Origin of the sequence: Bacillus sp. TH30, assembly GCF_016650875.1 — a bacterium.
GTDB classification, from domain to species: Bacteria; Bacillota; Bacilli; order Bacillales; family Bacillaceae_G; genus Bacillus_A; species Bacillus_A mycoides.
Genome location: NZ_JAEKEY010000002.1, coordinates 4050279 through 4066293 on the forward strand (window position 1 = coordinate 4050279; position 16015 = coordinate 4066293).

Here is a 16015-nt window from a genome sequence, read left to right on the forward strand (position 1 = left end):
ATGATTAAAATTGCACCATCGATTTTATCAGCAGATTTTTCAAGATTAGGGGAAGAGATTAAAGATGTAGAAAAAGGCGGAGCTGACTACATTCACGTCGATGTAATGGATGGGCATTTCGTACCAAATATTACGATTGGACCATTAATTGTAGAAGCAATCCGTCCGATTACATCATTACCGTTAGATGTACATTTAATGATTGAAAATCCTGATAACTATATCCCAACTTTCGCAAAAGCGGGAGCGGATATTATTACTGTTCATGTAGAAGCGTGTCCTCATTTACATCGTACAATTCAGTTAATTAAATCTCATGACATTAAAGCAGGGGTTGTATTAAATCCGCATACTCCAGTTTCAACGATTGAGCATGTATTAGAAGATATAGACATGGTATTACTTATGACAGTAAATCCTGGATTTGGCGGGCAGAAGTTTATTCATTCTGTATTACCGAAAATCAAACAAGTTGCAGAAATGGTTAAAGAGCGAAATCTAGAAGTGGAAATTGAAGTTGATGGTGGTGTCAACGCTGAAACGGCAAGACTTTGTATTGAAGCAGGAGCGAATGTTCTTGTAGCGGGATCAGCAGTATACAATCAAAAAGACCGCGGTGAAGCAATTCGTGTAATTCGCGGATAAAGAATGAACGAACCTTTATCCTAGTGAAGCTTCTAGTTCATTAAGACTTCACTATTTATACATGTTAGAGTGGCAAATAAGGAGAAAGGCAATCTACCGAATGGCAGATTGCCTTTTTACAATAGAAGGGGAAGGAAAAATGATTATTCATATTTTAGCGGGAGGACCTGCAGAATACTGCGCAGATTTTTCGCGGTATGAAAATGAAGAAGTAGTTTGGGCGGCCGTTGATAGAGGAGTGTACCGTTTGTTGAAAAGAGGAATCACTCCGGCTGTTGCGTTTGGGGATTATGATTCAGTTACTGATGAGGAATTAGCATGGATGAGGCAACAAACAAATGAATTACATATCGTCCCGCGAGAAAAAGATCAAACAGATTTAGAAATTGCAATTAGCTGGGCTTTAGAACAGAAACCAAAATTAATTCGTATTTTTGGTGCTACTGGTGGAAGACTTGATCATGGTTTAGCAAATATTCAGATGCTTTTAAAGGGATTAGAAGTAAATATAGAAATGTGTATTGTGGACAATAAAAATGAAATAATGGTGAAAAAGTTTGGTATGTATATAATTGAAGGAAACGAACATTTTCCATACGTATCATTTGTACCAGTTACTGAAAGGGTAGAAGGTATTACACTTCACGGTTTTAAGTATCCCCTTACTAATAAAACAATAGAGTGGGGATCGACACTTTGTATTAGTAATGAACTCGTTGAGGAAAAAGGTACTTTTTCATTCACTTCTGGCATATTAATGATGATAAGAAGCACTGATTGAAGAAACAATTTTGCTCCTTGCATCATATAGTGAACAAGTGGAGTAATGGGGATTAGGAGGGAAACCATGAGATTTTATACAATTAAGTTACCTAAATTTCTTGGTGGAATTGTTCGTGCGATGTTAAATACCTTCAAAAAAGACTAAAAAAAGCACCTATTACCGGTGCTTTTTCCAATGGTATAATAAAAAAAGAGCCTAGCGGCTCTTTTTTTTATTATTAAACACGTTCGATTTTGCCAGATTTTAATGCTCTAGCAGAAACGTAAACACGTTGAACTTTTCCGTCGATGCGTACGCGAACTTTTTGAAGGTTAGCGCCCCATTTACGTTTTGTAGCGTTCATTGCGTGAGAACGAGAGTTACCAGAACGAGCTTTTCTTCCAGTGATAGCACAAACACGAGCCATTTATATTTCCCTCCCTTAACTACCGTAACATACGTAATTTTTCAATATTAGTCTTTTATGCGATGCTAAAAACACTACTATAATTTAACACAACTAAAAAGAGAATGCAACACCGTAGGAAAAAGAAATCAAGAAAAAATACTTGACACTATATGTCAATGAAGAAAAGGTGAAATCAAGAAAAATTGCTTGACATATTATAGTGGTACATGTTGTATAATAACAATGGACTATTTTGCTCATCATAAAAAAATGTAATTTAAAACATAAAATATGAGAGTGAAAAAGAAAGAACGATGGAATTTTCTTTAAAAAGATTATATGATAGTAACTAAAGTAGTCTAGCTCACTTTCACCATTTATGAAGGGGGAAACGAGATGTCAATTGAAATTAAAACGAAGTACGGTCAAATTGATATTAGTACAGATGTAATTGCAACAATTGCTGGAGGTGCCGCAGTAGATTGCTACGGTATCGTAGGTATGGCATCAAAAAATCAGTTAAAAGATGGATTAACAGAAATTTTACGAAAAGAAAACTTCACTAGAGGTGTTATTGTTCGTAAAAATGAAGATGAAGTACATATTGATATGTATATTATTGTGAGCTATGGTACGAAAATTTCAGAAGTAGCACATAACGTGCAGACTAAAGTGAAATATACATTAGATCAAACTGTAGGACTAGCAGTAGATTCTGTAAACATCTACGTACAAGGAGTTAAAGTAATAAACTTGTAATGTGCATTAAGGAGGAAAATCTGTGTCAATTCAAAAAATTGATGGAAAACGTTTATCACAAATGATCATTCAAGGAGCCAATAATTTAACAAATAATGTTCAGCTTGTTGATGCATTAAACGTATTCCCAGTTCCAGATGGCGATACCGGTACAAACATGAACTTATCAATGACTTCAGGCGCACGTGAAGTGAAAGCAAATCCTTCGCAGCATGCTGGTAAAGTCGGTGTAAGTTTAGCCAAAGGATTATTAATGGGAGCTCGTGGTAACTCTGGGGTTATTTTATCTCAGTTATTCCGTGGTTTCTCTAAATCCATTGAACAAAAAGAAGAATTAACGACAGTTGATTTTGCTGCAGCTTTAGAAGCTGGAGTAGAGGCAGCTTACAAAGCGGTTATGAAACCAATTGAAGGAACGATTTTAACGGTTGCAAGAGAAACGGGTAAATATGCAGTGACAGTTGCGAAAAAACAGCGCGACTTTGTTTTGTTTATGGAAGACGTTGTAAAAGAAGCAAACGCATCGTTAAATCGTACGCCAGATTTATTACCTGTATTAAAACAAGTTGGCGTTGTAGATAGCGGTGGTAAAGGTCTTGTTGTTGTATATGAAGGATTTTTAGCTGACTTAAAAGGAGAAACGATTTCTTCTGATATGCCTGCCCAACCATCTATGAATGACATGGTACGTGCAGAACATCACCGTAGTGTACAAAGCCAATTGAGTACAGAAGATATTAAGTATGGATATTGTACGGAGTTCATGGTGAAATTAGAGCCTGGAAAAATGAAGGAACATAATTTCTCTGAACAAAAATTCCGTGAAGATATTAGTGTGTACGGAGATTCACTACTTGTTGTATCGGATGATGAGGTTGTAAAGGTTCATATTCATGCGGAACATCCTGGAGATCCTATGAACTATGGACAACGTTACGGTAGTCTAATTAAGATCAAAGTAGAAAATATGCGTGAACAGCATACTGCTTTATTAGATGAACCTAGCATGGTACCTGAACAAACGAATCAGCCAATAGAGAAACAACCGTATGGTATTGTAACTGTAGCTATGGGATCGGGTATTAAAACTCTATTTGAGAGCATTGGTGCAACGAAAGTTATCGAAGGTGGCCAAACGATGAATCCGAGTACGGAGGATATTGTGAAGGCGATTGAAGAGGCGAATGCTGAAAAAATCATCATCTTACCAAATAACGGGAATATCGTGATGGCAGCAGAACAAGCAGCGTCAGTTGTAGAACAAGAAGTTATTGTTATTCGTTCAAAAACAGTTCCTCAAGGTATGGCTGCAATGTTAGCTTTTAATCCAGTTGGAACGCTAGAAGAGAATGAAGAAAACATGAAAGAAGCTTTAGCTCATGTGAAAACAGGTCAGATTACGTATGCTGTTCGTGATACGGAAATTGACGGTGTAGCGATTCAAAAAGATGATTTCATGTGTATTGCAGATGGGAAAATTGTATCTACAAATGCTGAGAAAGTAGGAGCTGCAAAGCAATTACTAGAAGCGCTAATTGATGAGGATTCTGAAATCGTAACGATTCTACAAGGTGAAGATGCAACAGATGAAGAAGTGGCTAAATTAGTTGCGTTTGTAGAAGAGAACTTTGAAGATGCAGAAGTAGAAGTACATGCAGGGAACCAACCTGTGTATTCTTTCATCTTCTCTGTAGAATAAGAAAAGATTCGATTTGAAAATAAATGGGTTACTTACTTGCTAATGGATAAGGAATAGTGATATGAAGTTTATTACTAGTTTTTATTCAAAAGGCTAGCATATTGATGATAGAAAAGAGCCTTGCTGCTAATAGTGAGGCTCTTTTCTTACGTATTGTACAACTTTGTTTTATCCCGCTATTTGTGGGCAGTAAAACTTCCACCCCTATATTCGGCTGGAGCAAAGAAGTTAAGTGGGAGATTAACTGCCCGTAAGCGCCCACTGATTATAGTTTCACTTTATATAGAGGGATTAGAGTAGTTTCTCTTAGAATGCCTATGATAGAATATATAAGGTGAAAGAGAGCGATTACAGATGTCAATGATAATAATGGATAATCAATAGAATGAATCAAAGAAAATAATGTGACGGAGCGTGAGAATCTTGAATGAAGTTGTACAAGTTCCTGTTACGGATGTAAAGGGAATCGGAGGAGAAACATCTGAGTTGTTACACGAGATGGGAATTTATACAGTTTCTCATCTATTAGAACATTTTCCGTACCGCTATGAAGACTATGCGATGAAAGATCTTGCTGAAGTAAAGCATGACGAGCGTGTAACGGTTGAGGGGAAAGTTCATAGTGCTCCTTTACTGCAATATTATGGGAAGAAGAAGTCACGTCTTACAGTTCGTGTTCTCGTCGGTCGTTATTTAATTACAGCTGTATGTTTTAATAGACCATACTATAAACAAAAGTTAAATTTAGATGAAACGGTAACGATTACTGGTAAATGGGATCAGCATCGCCAAACAATTGCTGTATCAGAACTGAATTTTGGACCGGTTGTACGACAACAAGAAGTAGAACCTGTATATTCAGTGAAAGGAAAACTGACAGTAAAACAGATGCGCCGGTTTGTTGCACAAGCATTTAAGGAGTATGGAGATTCTATAGTCGAAGTGTTACCAGATGGTTTGTTAAGTCGATATAAATTATTATCACGCTATGAAGCGCTCAGAGGGTTACATTTTCCAGTGGGACAGGAAGACTTAAAGCAAGCGCGTCGCCGTTTTGTATATGAGGAGTTTTTCTTGTTTCAGTTGAAAATGCAAACATTACGGAAAATGGAAAGGGAAAACTCGAAAGGGACGAAAAAGGAAATTTCATTAGTAGAATTGCAAGAGTTTACTGATGCGCTTCCGTTTCCATTAACTGGCGCACAACGCCGGGTTGTAGATGAAATAATGAAAGATATGATATCTCCGTACCGAATGAATCGATTATTGCAAGGGGATGTAGGTTCTGGGAAAACAGTTGTTGCTGCGATTGCTCTTTATGCGGCGAAATTGGCTCATTATCAAGGTGCTTTGATGGTTCCTACAGAAATTTTAGCCGAGCAACATTATCAGTCGCTCGCGGAGACGTTTTCACATTTCGGTATGAAGGTTGAATTGCTAACAAGTTCTGTTAAAGGTGCGAGACGTCGAGAAATTTTGTCGAGATTAGAACAGGGAGAAGTAGACATCCTTGTTGGAACGCACGCTTTAATTCAAGACGAAGTTATATTTCATAGGTTAGGTCTCGTTATTACCGATGAACAGCATCGATTTGGTGTGGCGCAGCGCCGGGTTTTACGTGAGAAAGGTGAAAGTCCAGATGTATTGTTTATGACGGCGACCCCAATCCCGCGTACGTTAGCTATCACTGCATTTGGAGAGATGGACGTTTCTATTATCGACGAAATGCCAGCTGGTAGAAAGGTAATCGAAACGTACTGGGCAAAACATGATATGTTAGATCGTGTCCTCGGCTTTGTGGAGAAAGAGATAAAAAAAGGAAGACAGGCATATGTTATTTGCCCTCTTATTGAAGAGTCTGAGAAGCTTGATGTACAAAATGCTATCGACTTACATAGTATGCTGACTCATCATTATCAAGGGAAATGCCAAGTTGGATTAATGCATGGGAGACTATCATCTCAAGAAAAAGAAGAGATAATGGGACAGTTTAGTGAAAATAAAGTGCAAATTCTTGTGTCGACAACAGTTGTTGAAGTAGGCGTGAATGTACCAAATGCGACTGTTATGGTTATTTATGACGCGGAACGTTTCGGTTTATCACAGCTCCATCAGCTGAGGGGGCGTGTTGGGCGTGGTAGTGAACAATCATATTGTTTATTAATTGCGGACCCGAAATCAGAAACGGGAAAAGAAAGAATGCGCATTATGACTGAAACAAATGATGGATTTGTATTGTCAGAAAAAGATTTAGAGTTACGAGGTCCTGGGGATTTCTTTGGAAGTAAGCAAAGTGGTCTACCAGAATTTAAGGTTGCTGATATGGTACATGATTATCGGGCGTTAGAAACAGCAAGACAAGATGCAGCGATACTAGTTGATTCAGAAGCGTTTTGGCATAATGATCAGTATGCTTCGCTGCGTACTTATCTTGATGGGACAGGTGTGTTCCAGGGAGAGAAGCTCGATTAAAAGTAGTCTGCAAAAGTTTTTGTTGCATTCTACTTTTAATGATTATATACTACTTTTAGTACCTAGTCATAAAAATGGATGGTGCGGTATGAAAAAAAGAAGAAGTAAAAAAGAAAGACAAGAATTATTACAACAAACAATAGAAACGAATCCTTTTATAACGGATGAAGATTTAGCGGAAAAATTTCAAGTGAGCATACAAACTGTTCGTCTTGATCGTATGGAATTATCTATTCCTGAATTAAGAGAACGAATTAAGCATGTGGCTACAAAACAACATGAAGAAGACGTGAAATCTTTACCGTTAGAAGAGGTTGTCGGAGAAATTATTGATATAGAATTAGATAGACATGCGATTTCTATCTTTGAAGTAAAGGTAGAACATGTATTTAAAAGAAATCAAATTGCTCGTGGGCATCATTTGTTTGCACAAGCAAACTCACTAGCTGTTGCGGTTATTGATGAAGAATTAGCTTTAACTGCAAAGTCCACCATTCGATATATTCGTCCTGTAAAATTAGGAGAGCGTGTTGTTGCAAAAGTACGTGTTGAAGATGTAGAGAATGATAAAGGACGGACGGTTGTCAAAGTGCGTAGTTTTGTTGGAGAAGAACTTGTCTTTACAGGCACTTTTGAAATGTATCGATCTAGTAATTATAGTGAGGAAGGTAACAACTTATGAAAATCGCAATAGATGCAATGGGCGGCGATCATGCACCAAAGGCTGTAGTATTAGGAGCAATGAAAGCTATTAAGGAATACTCAGATTTACATATTACGTTAGTAGGGAAAGAAGAGGGAATTCGTCAATATTTAACGAGTGAAGAGCGAATTACTATACTTCATACGGACGAAAAAATTGAATCGACAGACGAACCAGTAAGAGCGGTTCGTCGAAAAAAACAAGCTTCAATGGTACTAGCGGCGCAGCAAGTAAAAGACGGCGTAGCGGATGCTTGTATATCAGCAGGTAGTACAGGAGCTTTGATGGCAGCTGGATTGTTTGTTGTTGGTCGTATGGAAGGAATTGAACGACCAGCTTTATCACCTACAATGCCAACTGTTGATGGAGAAGGTTTTGTTATGTTAGATGTTGGAGCCAACGTTGATGCAAAACCAATTCATTTATATCAATATGCAGTAATGGGCTCTGTTTACGCAGAGAAGGTAAGAGGAATTAAAAATCCACGCGTTGGACTTTTAAACGTTGGAACAGAGGATGGTAAAGGAAACGAGCTTTCAAAACAAGTCTTTGCTATGCTCAAGGATGCACCAATTAATTTCGTTGGAAACGTTGAATCAAGAGATTTATTGCAAGGTGTAGCAGACGTTGTTGTATGTGATGGTTTTACGGGTAATGTAGCGCTAAAATCATTAGAAGGAACAGCACTTGCGTTATTCTCTATGTTAAAAGAACAATTAATGAGTTCGTTTACGAGCAAATTAGCAGCAGCGGTATTAAAACCAAAACTTATGGTATTGAAAGATAAAATGGATTATTCGGAGTATGGGGGAGCGGCGTTGTTTGGATTGAAAGCTCCTGTCATTAAGGCTCACGGTTCTTCTAATGACCAATCGATATTTAGTGCGATTCGTCAAACGAGAGAAATGGTAGCGAAAGAAGTAATTCCTACAATTTCCAGTGTAATGGAGAAGGAGCCGCTTCAATAAGAGGAGGATTTGAAATGGGAAAAATAGCATTTCTTTTTCCGGGCCAAGGTTCACAGGCAGTTGGAATGGGTAGACAGTTAGCGGAGAATAATAAAGAGGTTGCGAAAGTGTTTGCAAAAGCGGATGAGGTTTTGCATGATTCTCTTTCAGAAGTGATTTTTGAAGGACCGCAAGAAAAGTTAACATTAACAACAAATGCGCAGCCGGCACTATTAACAACGAGCTTTGCAATTTTAACAGCTTTGAAGGAGTATGATATTACACCTGATTTTGTCGCAGGACATAGTTTAGGTGAATATAGCGCTCTTGTAGCTGCTGGTGCATTAACATTCGAAGACGCTGTATATGCTGTAAGGAAACGCGGGGAATATATGGAAGAAGCTGTTCCAGGCGGGGAAGGTGCAATGGCAGCTATTTTAGGTGCGGATCCGGATATGCTGAAACGAGTTACAGAAGAAGTAACAAGTGAAGGATATGCAGTACAAATTGCTAATATGAATAGTACGAAGCAAATTGTTATTTCTGGAACAAAGCAAGGAGTAGAACTTGCTTCTCAAAGAGCGAAAGAAAATGGTGCTAAAAGAGCAATTCCGCTCAAAGTAAGTGGACCGTTTCATTCCTCGCTTATGAAACCAGCTGCTGAGAAATTCCAAAGTGTTTTAAATGAAATTACAATTCAAGACACGAATATTCCTGTTATTGCAAATGTTACGGCAGATGTTATTACGCGTGGTACAGATATTCAAGCAAAGCTAATTGAACAGCTCTATTCGCCTGTATTATGGTACCCATCTATTGAGTATATGGTGAATCAAGGGGTAGATACATTTATTGAAATCGGACCTGGAAAAGTACTTGCTGGTCTTATGAAGTCGATTGATTCTTCAGTGAAAGCATATGCGGTATATGATGAAGAGACATTAAGAGATACCATTTCAAATTTGAGAGGAGAAAGCTGATGTTAAAAGGGAAAGTAGCATTAGTAACTGGTGCTTCACGTGGGATTGGTCGTGCGATTGCTATTGATTTAGCGAAACAAGGGGCAAATGTTGTAGTAAATTATGCTGGTAATGAGCAAAAGGCGAATGAAGTAGTTGATGAAATAAAGAAATTAGGTTCAGATGCCATTGCAGTAAGAGCAGATGTTGCAAATGCTGATGATGTTACTGCAATGGTGAAACAAACTGTAGATACGTTTGGACAAGTTGATATTCTTGTAAATAACGCTGGTGTAACAAAAGATAATTTATTAATGCGTATGAAAGAAGAAGAATGGGATACAGTTATTAATACAAACTTAAAAGGTGTTTTCTTATGTACGAAAGCAGTATCGCGCTATATGATGCGTCAACGTCATGGACGTATTATTAATATCGCTTCTGTTGTTGGTGTAACAGGAAACCCAGGACAAGCAAATTATGTTGCTGCTAAAGCTGGTGTAATTGGATTAACAAAAACATCAGCAAAAGAATTAGCGAGCCGAAATATTACTGTAAATGCAATTGCTCCAGGGTTTATTGCGACTGATATGACGGATGTATTAGATGAAAATATAAAAGCCGAAATGTTAAAATTAATTCCTGCAGCTCAGTTTGGAGAAGCACAAGATATCGCAAATACTGTAACGTTTTTTGCTTCTGATCAAAGTAAATATGTTACAGGTCAAACGTTAAATGTTGATGGCGGTATGGTAATGTAATAAAAGAATCGATTTCACCTAGTTTTTTTGGACAATATTTTATATAATATTTGAGGGGAGGTGAATAGAATGGCAGATGTTTTAGAGCGTGTAACCAAAATTGTCGTTGATCGTTTAGGAGTAGAAGAAACTGAAGTAGTACCAGCTGCAAGCTTCAAAGAAGATTTAGGCGCAGACTCCCTAGATGTAGTAGAACTTGTAATGCAATTAGAAGATGAATTCGAAATGGAAATTTCTGATGAAGATGCTGAAAAGATTGCTACTGTTGGCGATGCTGTGACTTACATAGAGAGTCATCTATAATGCTTAAGTGAAGTCCCGTTTTTTAACGGGGCTTCTCGGCTTATATCTGGAGGGACCTATGCCGTACCGAAAACATAGAGAAAAAAAATACGAAGCAAAATATCGTGAAGCTTTTAAAGTATTTCAAGAAGAGATAGGTATTACGTTTACAGATGAAAAATTATTGATTCAAGCGTTTACGCATTCATCGTATGTGAATGAGCATCGAAAAAAACCGCATGAGGACAATGAGCGTCTTGAGTTTCTTGGCGATGCTGTATTGGAACTCACTGTATCACAGTATCTGTTTCAAAAATATCCGACAATGAGCGAAGGAGAGTTAACAAAACTACGTGCAGCTATTGTATGTGAGCCATCTCTTGTTCGTTTTGCAAACGAAATGTCATTTGGTAGCCTTGTTTTATTAGGGAAAGGTGAGGAAATGACGGGTGGACGTGAACGACCAGCTTTATTAGCGGATGTCTTTGAAGCGTTTATTGGTGCCCTTTATCTTGATCAAGGGCTAGAAACAGTTTGGGGATACTTAAAAGAAGTTGTATATCCAAAAATTAATGAAGGTGCTTTTTCTCATGTGATGGATTATAAGAGTCAATTGCAAGAATTGATTCAGCGTGATGGTAGTGGCAATGTTGAGTATCAAATTTTGCAAGAAAAAGGACCGGCCCACAACCGAGAATTTGTGTCCCGTGTAACTTTAAATAATGAGGCATTAGGTCTTGGAAGTGGTAAGTCAAAAAAAGAGGCAGAGCAACAAGCTGCTGCAGAAGCATTGAAAAAATTAAAAGAACAATCATGAGGAATCCCCCTTTGAATGAGGGGGATTCCTTATGCATAGAATGAAACTTTCCTTTTATTTATAAATAAAAGGAGTGGGAAATCCGTATAGTAGTTTGTTTTCGTATAGACAACGTTTACAACAACGGAGAATAGGAGGAAGGCCTTTCGTGTTTTTAAAAAGATTAGAAATAGCAGGATTTAAGTCTTTTGCTGAGCGTGTATCTGTCGATTTTGTTCCAGGTGTAACTTCTGTAGTAGGACCTAACGGGAGCGGGAAAAGTAATATTACTGATGCAATTCGCTGGGTACTTGGTGAACAATCTGCAAAGTCATTACGCGGTGCAAAGATGGAGGATATTATTTTTGCCGGCAGTGATACGAGAAGAGCGGTTAATGTTGCTGAAGTTACATTAACTTTAAATAATGAAGACCAACGCTTACCGATTGAGTATAACGAGGTGTGTGTAACGCGTCGTGTATCTCGTTCGGGTGATAGTGATTTTTATATTAATAAACAATCTTGTAGATTAAAAGATATTATTGATTTATTTATGGATTCTGGTATGGGAAGGGAAGCTTTTTCGATTATTAGCCAGGGGAAAGTCGAAGAGATTTTGAGTAGTAAATCAGAAGAACGTCGTGGTGTATTTGAAGAAGCTGCGGGTGTGCTGAAATATAAACTTCGTAAAAAGAAAGCTGAAGGGAAATTGGCGGAAACACAAGAAAACTTAAATCGTGTACAAGATATTATTCACGAATTAAGTAGTCAAGTAGAACCACTAGAAAGACAAGCTTCTATTGCGAAAGATTATCTTGAGAAAAAAGAAGAATTAGAGAAAGTAGAAGCTGCGCTTATTGTACATGAAATTGAAGAATTACATGAAAAGTGGGAAGCGCTTCGAAATCAATTTGGGCATAATAAAGATGAAGAAGCTAAAATGTCGGCGAACTTACAAAAAAGTGAAGAAGAGCTTGAGGAATTACGCGGGCAATTACAAGCCGTTGATGAATCTGTAAATTCCTTACAAGAAGTTCTACTTCTGTCTAGTAAAGAACTAGAAAAACTAGAAGGGCAACGCGAGCTGTTAAAGGAAAGAAAGCAAAATGCAACGACACATTGTGCGCAGCTTGAAAAGCTAATTGTTGAGTTAACAGAGAAAACTACAAGTTATGATGGCGAAATTGAAACAAGTACAGAAGCTTTAATGCAATTTGTGAATCAAGTAAAAGAATTGGAGAAGAAATTGCATGATAACGAGCAATTACTTGCGACTTTTGCTGAGAATTTAGAGGAACAAATTGAGAATTTAAAAGGTGACTATATTGAACTTTTAAATCAACAAGCAAGTCTTCGTAATGAATTATCTATGATTGAAGAACAATCAAAACAGCAAAACTCTAAAAACGAACGACTTGATGAAGAAAATGAAAAGTATGTACAGATGCGTGTGGAAATTACAGCGAAAAAGGCGAAACTTGTAGACAGCTATGAGCAAGCGAGAGAGAAAATAGCTGGCATTATTTCTAACATACAGAAGACAGAAACGGCACTTGGGAAATGTAAGTCGCAGTATAGTGAAAATGAAACGAAACTGTATCAAGCGTATCAATTTGTGCAACAGGCGCGCTCTCGTAAAGAAATGTTAGAAGAGATGCAAGAGGACTACTCTGGCTTCTATCAAGGGGTACGTGAAGTATTAAAGGCTAGAGAAAATAGACTACAAGGTATTGAGGGAGCTGTTGCAGAACTTCTGACTGTGCCGAAAGAATATGAAATCGCAATGGAAATCGCCCTTGGGGCAGCGATGCAACATATCGTAGTACAAACAGAAGAGCATGCTCGTAATGCAATTGCATTTTTAAAGCAAAATAAACATGGCCGTGCAACGTTTTTACCTCAAGCTGTTATTAAAAGCCGATCGCTATCATTTGATCAATTACGCATTGTGAATCAGCATCCATCGTTTGTCGGTGTAGCGGCAGAACTTGTGCAGTACAATAATAAATATGAGAATGTAGTTTCAAGTTTATTAGGTACAGTTGTTGTTGCGAAAGATTTACGCGGAGCAAATGAGTTAGCGAAACAACTGCAATACCGCTATCGTATTGTAACACTCGAAGGTGACGTAGTGAACCCGGGTGGTTCTATGACGGGTGGAGCTGTAAAACAGGCGAAATCCTCTTTATTGGGACGTCAACGTGAACTTGAAGAGTGGACTAAAAAACTAACTGACATGGAAGAAAAAACAACAAAGCTAGAAAACTTTGTTAAAGCAGTAAAGCAAGAGATTCAAGAAAAAGAAGTACAAATACGAGAGCTACGCCAAGGTGTAGAGACCGAACGTGTAGATGAACAGAAGCTAAGAGAAGAAATTAATCGTTTAGAATTAGATGAACATCGTATTAATGATCGTTTATCGATTTACGATTTAGAGATTGAAGGATTTTTACAAGATCAAGTAAAAATGCAAGGGCGCAAAGAAGAGTTAGAAAAGATTTTAGCGACTCTTCAAGCTGAGATTGGGGAATTAGATAGCAAAATCGTCGTTTTAACGAAACAAAAAAGTGAACAATATTCTTCAAAAGAAAAAGTTCAGAAGGAAATGACGGAGCTAAAAGTACAAGCTGCTGAACAACAACAACGTTTGTCTAATCAAAAAGAAAAAGTCGAACGATTGACGAAGGAAAAAGAAGAGACTGATGCGACGCTTGTAAAAACGAAAGAAGATTTAGCGTTCTTAAAGCAAGAGATGACATCTAATTCAAGTGGCGAAGAACAAATTACGAATATGATTGAGAAGAAAGCGTATGATCGTAATCAAACTTCGGAGTTAATTCGTTCTCGTCGTGAACAACGCGTATCATTGCAAGAAAGAGTCGAGCATTTAGAGCGCGGTGTGAAAGAAACAATAGGTAAACATAAATATATTCTTGAGATGCTGAAAGATCAAGAAGTGAAAATTAACCGACTTGATGTAGAGCTGGAAAATAGATTGCAACATTTACGTGAAACATATACTATTTCATTTGAAGCAGCAAAACTTAAGTATACAATGATGATGCCTGCAGAAGATGCACGTAAAAAGGTGAAACTAATTAAACTATCCATTGAAGAGTTAGGCGCAGTAAATTTAGGGGCAATTGATGAGTATGAACGTGTAGCAGAGCGCCATACATTCTTATTAGAGCAAAGAGATGACCTAGAAGAAGCGAAATCGACATTGCATCAACTTATTACGGAAATGGATGAAGAGATGAAAAAACGCTTTTCTACTACATTCGAAGGGATTCGAACAGAGTTTCAATCTGTATTCTCTGAATTATTCGGAGGTGGAAGAGCGGATTTAGTAATGACAAACCCAGAAGATTTACTAAATACGGGTATTGATATTGTAGCGCAACCACCAGGGAAGAAACTACAAAATTTAGGTTTACTTTCAGGGGGAGAGCGTGCTTTAACGGCAATTGCGCTCTTATTTGGTATTTTAAAAGTACGCCCGGTTCCATTCTGTGTTCTAGATGAAGTGGAAGCAGCTCTTGATGAGGCAAACGTTGCTCGTTTTGCGCAGTATTTAAAGAAATTTAGTGATGAAACGCAGTTTATTGTAATTACACACCGAAAAGGTACAATGGAAGAGTCTGATGTATTGTACGGTGTAACAATGCAAGAATCAGGGGTGTCGAAGCTTGTTTCTGTTCGTTTAGATGATGGCGAAGAACTTGTTGCAAGTAGATAGGAAGGATGGGAAGTATGAGCTTTTTAAAAAAATTAAAAGAAAAAATTTCAAAACAAACGGATACGGTAACAGAGAAGTTTAAACAAGGATTAGAAAAAACGAGAAATTCATTTGCTGATAAAGTAAATGACTTAGTGTACCGTTACCGCAAAATAGACGAAGATTTCTTTGAAGAATTAGAAGAAATTTTAATTAGTGCGGATGTCGGAGTTTCGACAGTGATGGAATTAATTGATCAGTTGAAAGAAGAAGTGCAACGTCGTAACATTCAAGATCCGAAAGAAGTACAGGCTGTTATTTCTGAAAAGCTAGTGGGCATTTACAAAGGTGACAGCGATTTTAGTAATGAAGTTAATATACAAGAGGATCAATTAACAGTAGTTTTATTTGTTGGTGTGAATGGTGTGGGGAAAACGACGACGATTGGTAAGCTTGCACATAAATTTAAATCAGAAGGTAAGTCTGTCCTATTGGCGGCAGGAGATACATTCCGTGCTGGGGCGATTGAGCAATTAGAAGTATGGGGCGATCGTGTTGGTGTAGAAGTAATTAAACAAGGGTCAGGATCTGATCCAGCGGCTGTTATGTATGATGCTGTACAAGCGGCAAAGGCCCGTAAAGTGGATGTATTGCTATGTGATACAGCGGGACGCTTACAAAATAAAGTAAACTTAATGAATGAGTTAGAGAAAGTGAAGCGCGTAATTGAGCGTGAAGTACCAGGGGCTCCTCATGAAGTATTACTTGTTATTGATGCAACAACAGGGCAAAATGGTTTAAGCCAAGCGAAAACATTCCGTGAAGCCACGAATGTTACTGGTATTGTTTTAACGAAGTTAGATGGAACTGCTAAAGGTGGTATCGTCTTAGCGATTCGTAACGAAATGGATGTTCCGGTGAAATTTGTTGGGCTAGGAGAGCAAATGGATGATCTGCAACAGTTTGATCCAGAACAATATGTTTATGGTTTGTTTGCGAACGTAGTAGAAACAGAAGAAGTGTAAGTGAAAGAAGCGGTATTTCCGCTTCTTTTTTTATAAAAATATGTGATGTTAAGAAAAAAACTTGACACTCTTTTATA

Annotated in this window: 15 protein-coding genes; 14 read left to right on the forward strand and 1 reads right to left on the reverse strand. The window is 37.8% G+C overall.

Annotation, left to right across the window (positions count from 1 at the left end):
- The 3 genes from rpe (at nucleotide 1) to spoVM (ending at nucleotide 1573) form a co-directional block, all read left to right on the forward strand.
- Nucleotides 1-645, forward strand: a complete 645-nt coding sequence (gene rpe, locus JFU20_RS23165; RefSeq protein ID WP_002014505.1) for a ribulose-phosphate 3-epimerase — start codon at nucleotides 1-3, stop codon at nucleotides 643-645.
- Between the two features lie 100 nt (nucleotides 646-745).
- Entirely contained in the window at nucleotides 746-1426 is a 681-nt protein-coding gene (locus JFU20_RS23170) for a thiamine diphosphokinase (RefSeq protein ID WP_002014506.1), read from the forward strand.
- A 66-nt stretch (nucleotides 1427-1492) separates the two neighbouring features.
- Nucleotides 1493-1573 carry a stage V sporulation protein SpoVM gene (spoVM, locus tag JFU20_RS23175; protein WP_001213599.1) on the forward strand — a complete coding sequence of 27 codons (81 nt, stop codon included), beginning with the start codon at nucleotides 1493-1495 and terminating at the stop codon, nucleotides 1571-1573.
- 73 nt (nucleotides 1574-1646) lie between these two features.
- Here spoVM and rpmB read toward each other — a convergent pair whose 3' ends face one another.
- A complete protein-coding gene (rpmB, locus tag JFU20_RS23180; protein ID WP_000124776.1) occupies nucleotides 1647-1835 on the reverse strand; it encodes a 50S ribosomal protein L28 in 189 nt (62 codons plus the stop codon).
- A gap of 378 nt (nucleotides 1836-2213) precedes the next feature.
- Here rpmB and JFU20_RS23185 point away from each other — a divergent pair, with 378 nt between their 5' ends.
- From JFU20_RS23185 to ftsY, 11 genes are all read left to right on the forward strand, one after another.
- The gene (locus JFU20_RS23185; RefSeq protein ID WP_002014507.1) at nucleotides 2214-2576 is read left to right on the forward strand and encodes an Asp23/Gls24 family envelope stress response protein; all 363 of its coding nucleotides are present in this window, start codon (nucleotides 2214-2216) and stop codon (nucleotides 2574-2576) included.
- A 22-nt stretch (nucleotides 2577-2598) separates the two neighbouring features.
- Entirely contained in the window at nucleotides 2599-4275 is a 1677-nt protein-coding gene (locus tag JFU20_RS23190; RefSeq protein ID WP_002014508.1) for a DAK2 domain-containing protein, read from the forward strand.
- A gap of 423 nt (nucleotides 4276-4698) precedes the next feature.
- Nucleotides 4699-6747, forward strand: coding sequence for an ATP-dependent DNA helicase RecG (gene recG / locus JFU20_RS23195; RefSeq protein WP_002014510.1), 2049 nt, complete (start codon nucleotides 4699-4701; stop codon nucleotides 6745-6747).
- Between the two features lie 88 nt (nucleotides 6748-6835).
- Nucleotides 6836-7429: a transcription factor FapR gene (gene fapR / locus JFU20_RS23200; RefSeq protein WP_000747354.1), complete on the forward strand. Its 594-nt coding sequence runs from the start codon at nucleotides 6836-6838 to the stop codon at nucleotides 7427-7429.
- Nucleotides 7426-8418 (forward strand): phosphate acyltransferase PlsX, encoded by a 993-nt coding sequence (gene plsX, locus JFU20_RS23205; RefSeq protein WP_002128828.1) that lies wholly within the window; start codon nucleotides 7426-7428, stop codon nucleotides 8416-8418. Before fapR ends, plsX begins: the two co-directional genes overlap by 4 nt.
- A gap of 14 nt (nucleotides 8419-8432) precedes the next feature.
- The gene (gene fabD, locus JFU20_RS23210) at nucleotides 8433-9377 is read left to right on the forward strand and encodes an ACP S-malonyltransferase (protein WP_002190506.1); all 945 of its coding nucleotides are present in this window, start codon (nucleotides 8433-8435) and stop codon (nucleotides 9375-9377) included.
- Entirely contained in the window at nucleotides 9377-10117 is a 741-nt protein-coding gene (gene fabG / locus JFU20_RS23215) for a 3-oxoacyl-[acyl-carrier-protein] reductase (RefSeq protein ID WP_002014514.1), read from the forward strand. The genes fabD and fabG overlap by 1 nt, the downstream gene beginning before the upstream one ends.
- Nucleotides 10118-10186: 69 nt before the next feature.
- Entirely contained in the window at nucleotides 10187-10420 is a 234-nt protein-coding gene (gene acpP, locus JFU20_RS23220) for an acyl carrier protein (protein ID WP_002014515.1), read from the forward strand.
- 58 nt (nucleotides 10421-10478) lie between these two features.
- On the forward strand, nucleotides 10479-11216 hold the full coding sequence (gene rncS, locus JFU20_RS23225) for a ribonuclease III (protein ID WP_002033792.1): 738 nt from the start codon (nucleotides 10479-10481) through the stop codon (nucleotides 11214-11216).
- A gap of 148 nt (nucleotides 11217-11364) precedes the next feature.
- Nucleotides 11365-14934 carry a chromosome segregation protein SMC gene (smc, locus tag JFU20_RS23230; protein WP_002014517.1) on the forward strand — a complete coding sequence of 1190 codons (3570 nt, stop codon included), beginning with the start codon at nucleotides 11365-11367 and terminating at the stop codon, nucleotides 14932-14934.
- Nucleotides 14935-14948: 14 nt separating this feature from the next.
- A complete protein-coding gene (ftsY, locus tag JFU20_RS23235) occupies nucleotides 14949-15938 on the forward strand; it encodes a signal recognition particle-docking protein FtsY (protein ID WP_002088200.1) in 990 nt (329 codons plus the stop codon).
- Nucleotides 15939-16015: the final 77 nt, after the last annotated feature.

Coding starts and splice junctions, on each gene's coding strand:
- rpe (WP_002014505.1), top strand. CDS start 1: ATGATTAAAATTGCACCATCGATTTTATCAGCAGATTTTTCAAGATTA.
- JFU20_RS23170 (WP_002014506.1), top strand. CDS start 746: ATGGCAGATTGCCTTTTTACAATAGAAGGGGAAGGAAAAATGATTATT.
- spoVM (WP_001213599.1), top strand. CDS start 1,493: ATGAGATTTTATACAATTAAGTTACCTAAATTTCTTGGTGGAATTGTT.
- rpmB (WP_000124776.1), bottom strand. CDS start 1,835: ATGGCTCGTGTTTGTGCTATCACTGGAAGAAAAGCTCGTTCTGGTAAC.
- JFU20_RS23185 (WP_002014507.1), top strand. CDS start 2,214: ATGTCAATTGAAATTAAAACGAAGTACGGTCAAATTGATATTAGTACA.
- fapR (WP_000747354.1), top strand. CDS start 6,836: ATGAAAAAAAGAAGAAGTAAAAAAGAAAGACAAGAATTATTACAACAA.
- plsX (WP_002128828.1), top strand. CDS start 7,426: ATGAAAATCGCAATAGATGCAATGGGCGGCGATCATGCACCAAAGGCT.
- fabD (WP_002190506.1), top strand. CDS start 8,433: ATGGGAAAAATAGCATTTCTTTTTCCGGGCCAAGGTTCACAGGCAGTT.
- fabG (WP_002014514.1), top strand. CDS start 9,377: ATGTTAAAAGGGAAAGTAGCATTAGTAACTGGTGCTTCACGTGGGATT.
- acpP (WP_002014515.1), top strand. CDS start 10,187: ATGGCAGATGTTTTAGAGCGTGTAACCAAAATTGTCGTTGATCGTTTA.
- rncS (WP_002033792.1), top strand. CDS start 10,479: ATGCCGTACCGAAAACATAGAGAAAAAAAATACGAAGCAAAATATCGT.
- ftsY (WP_002088200.1), top strand. CDS start 14,949: ATGAGCTTTTTAAAAAAATTAAAAGAAAAAATTTCAAAACAAACGGAT.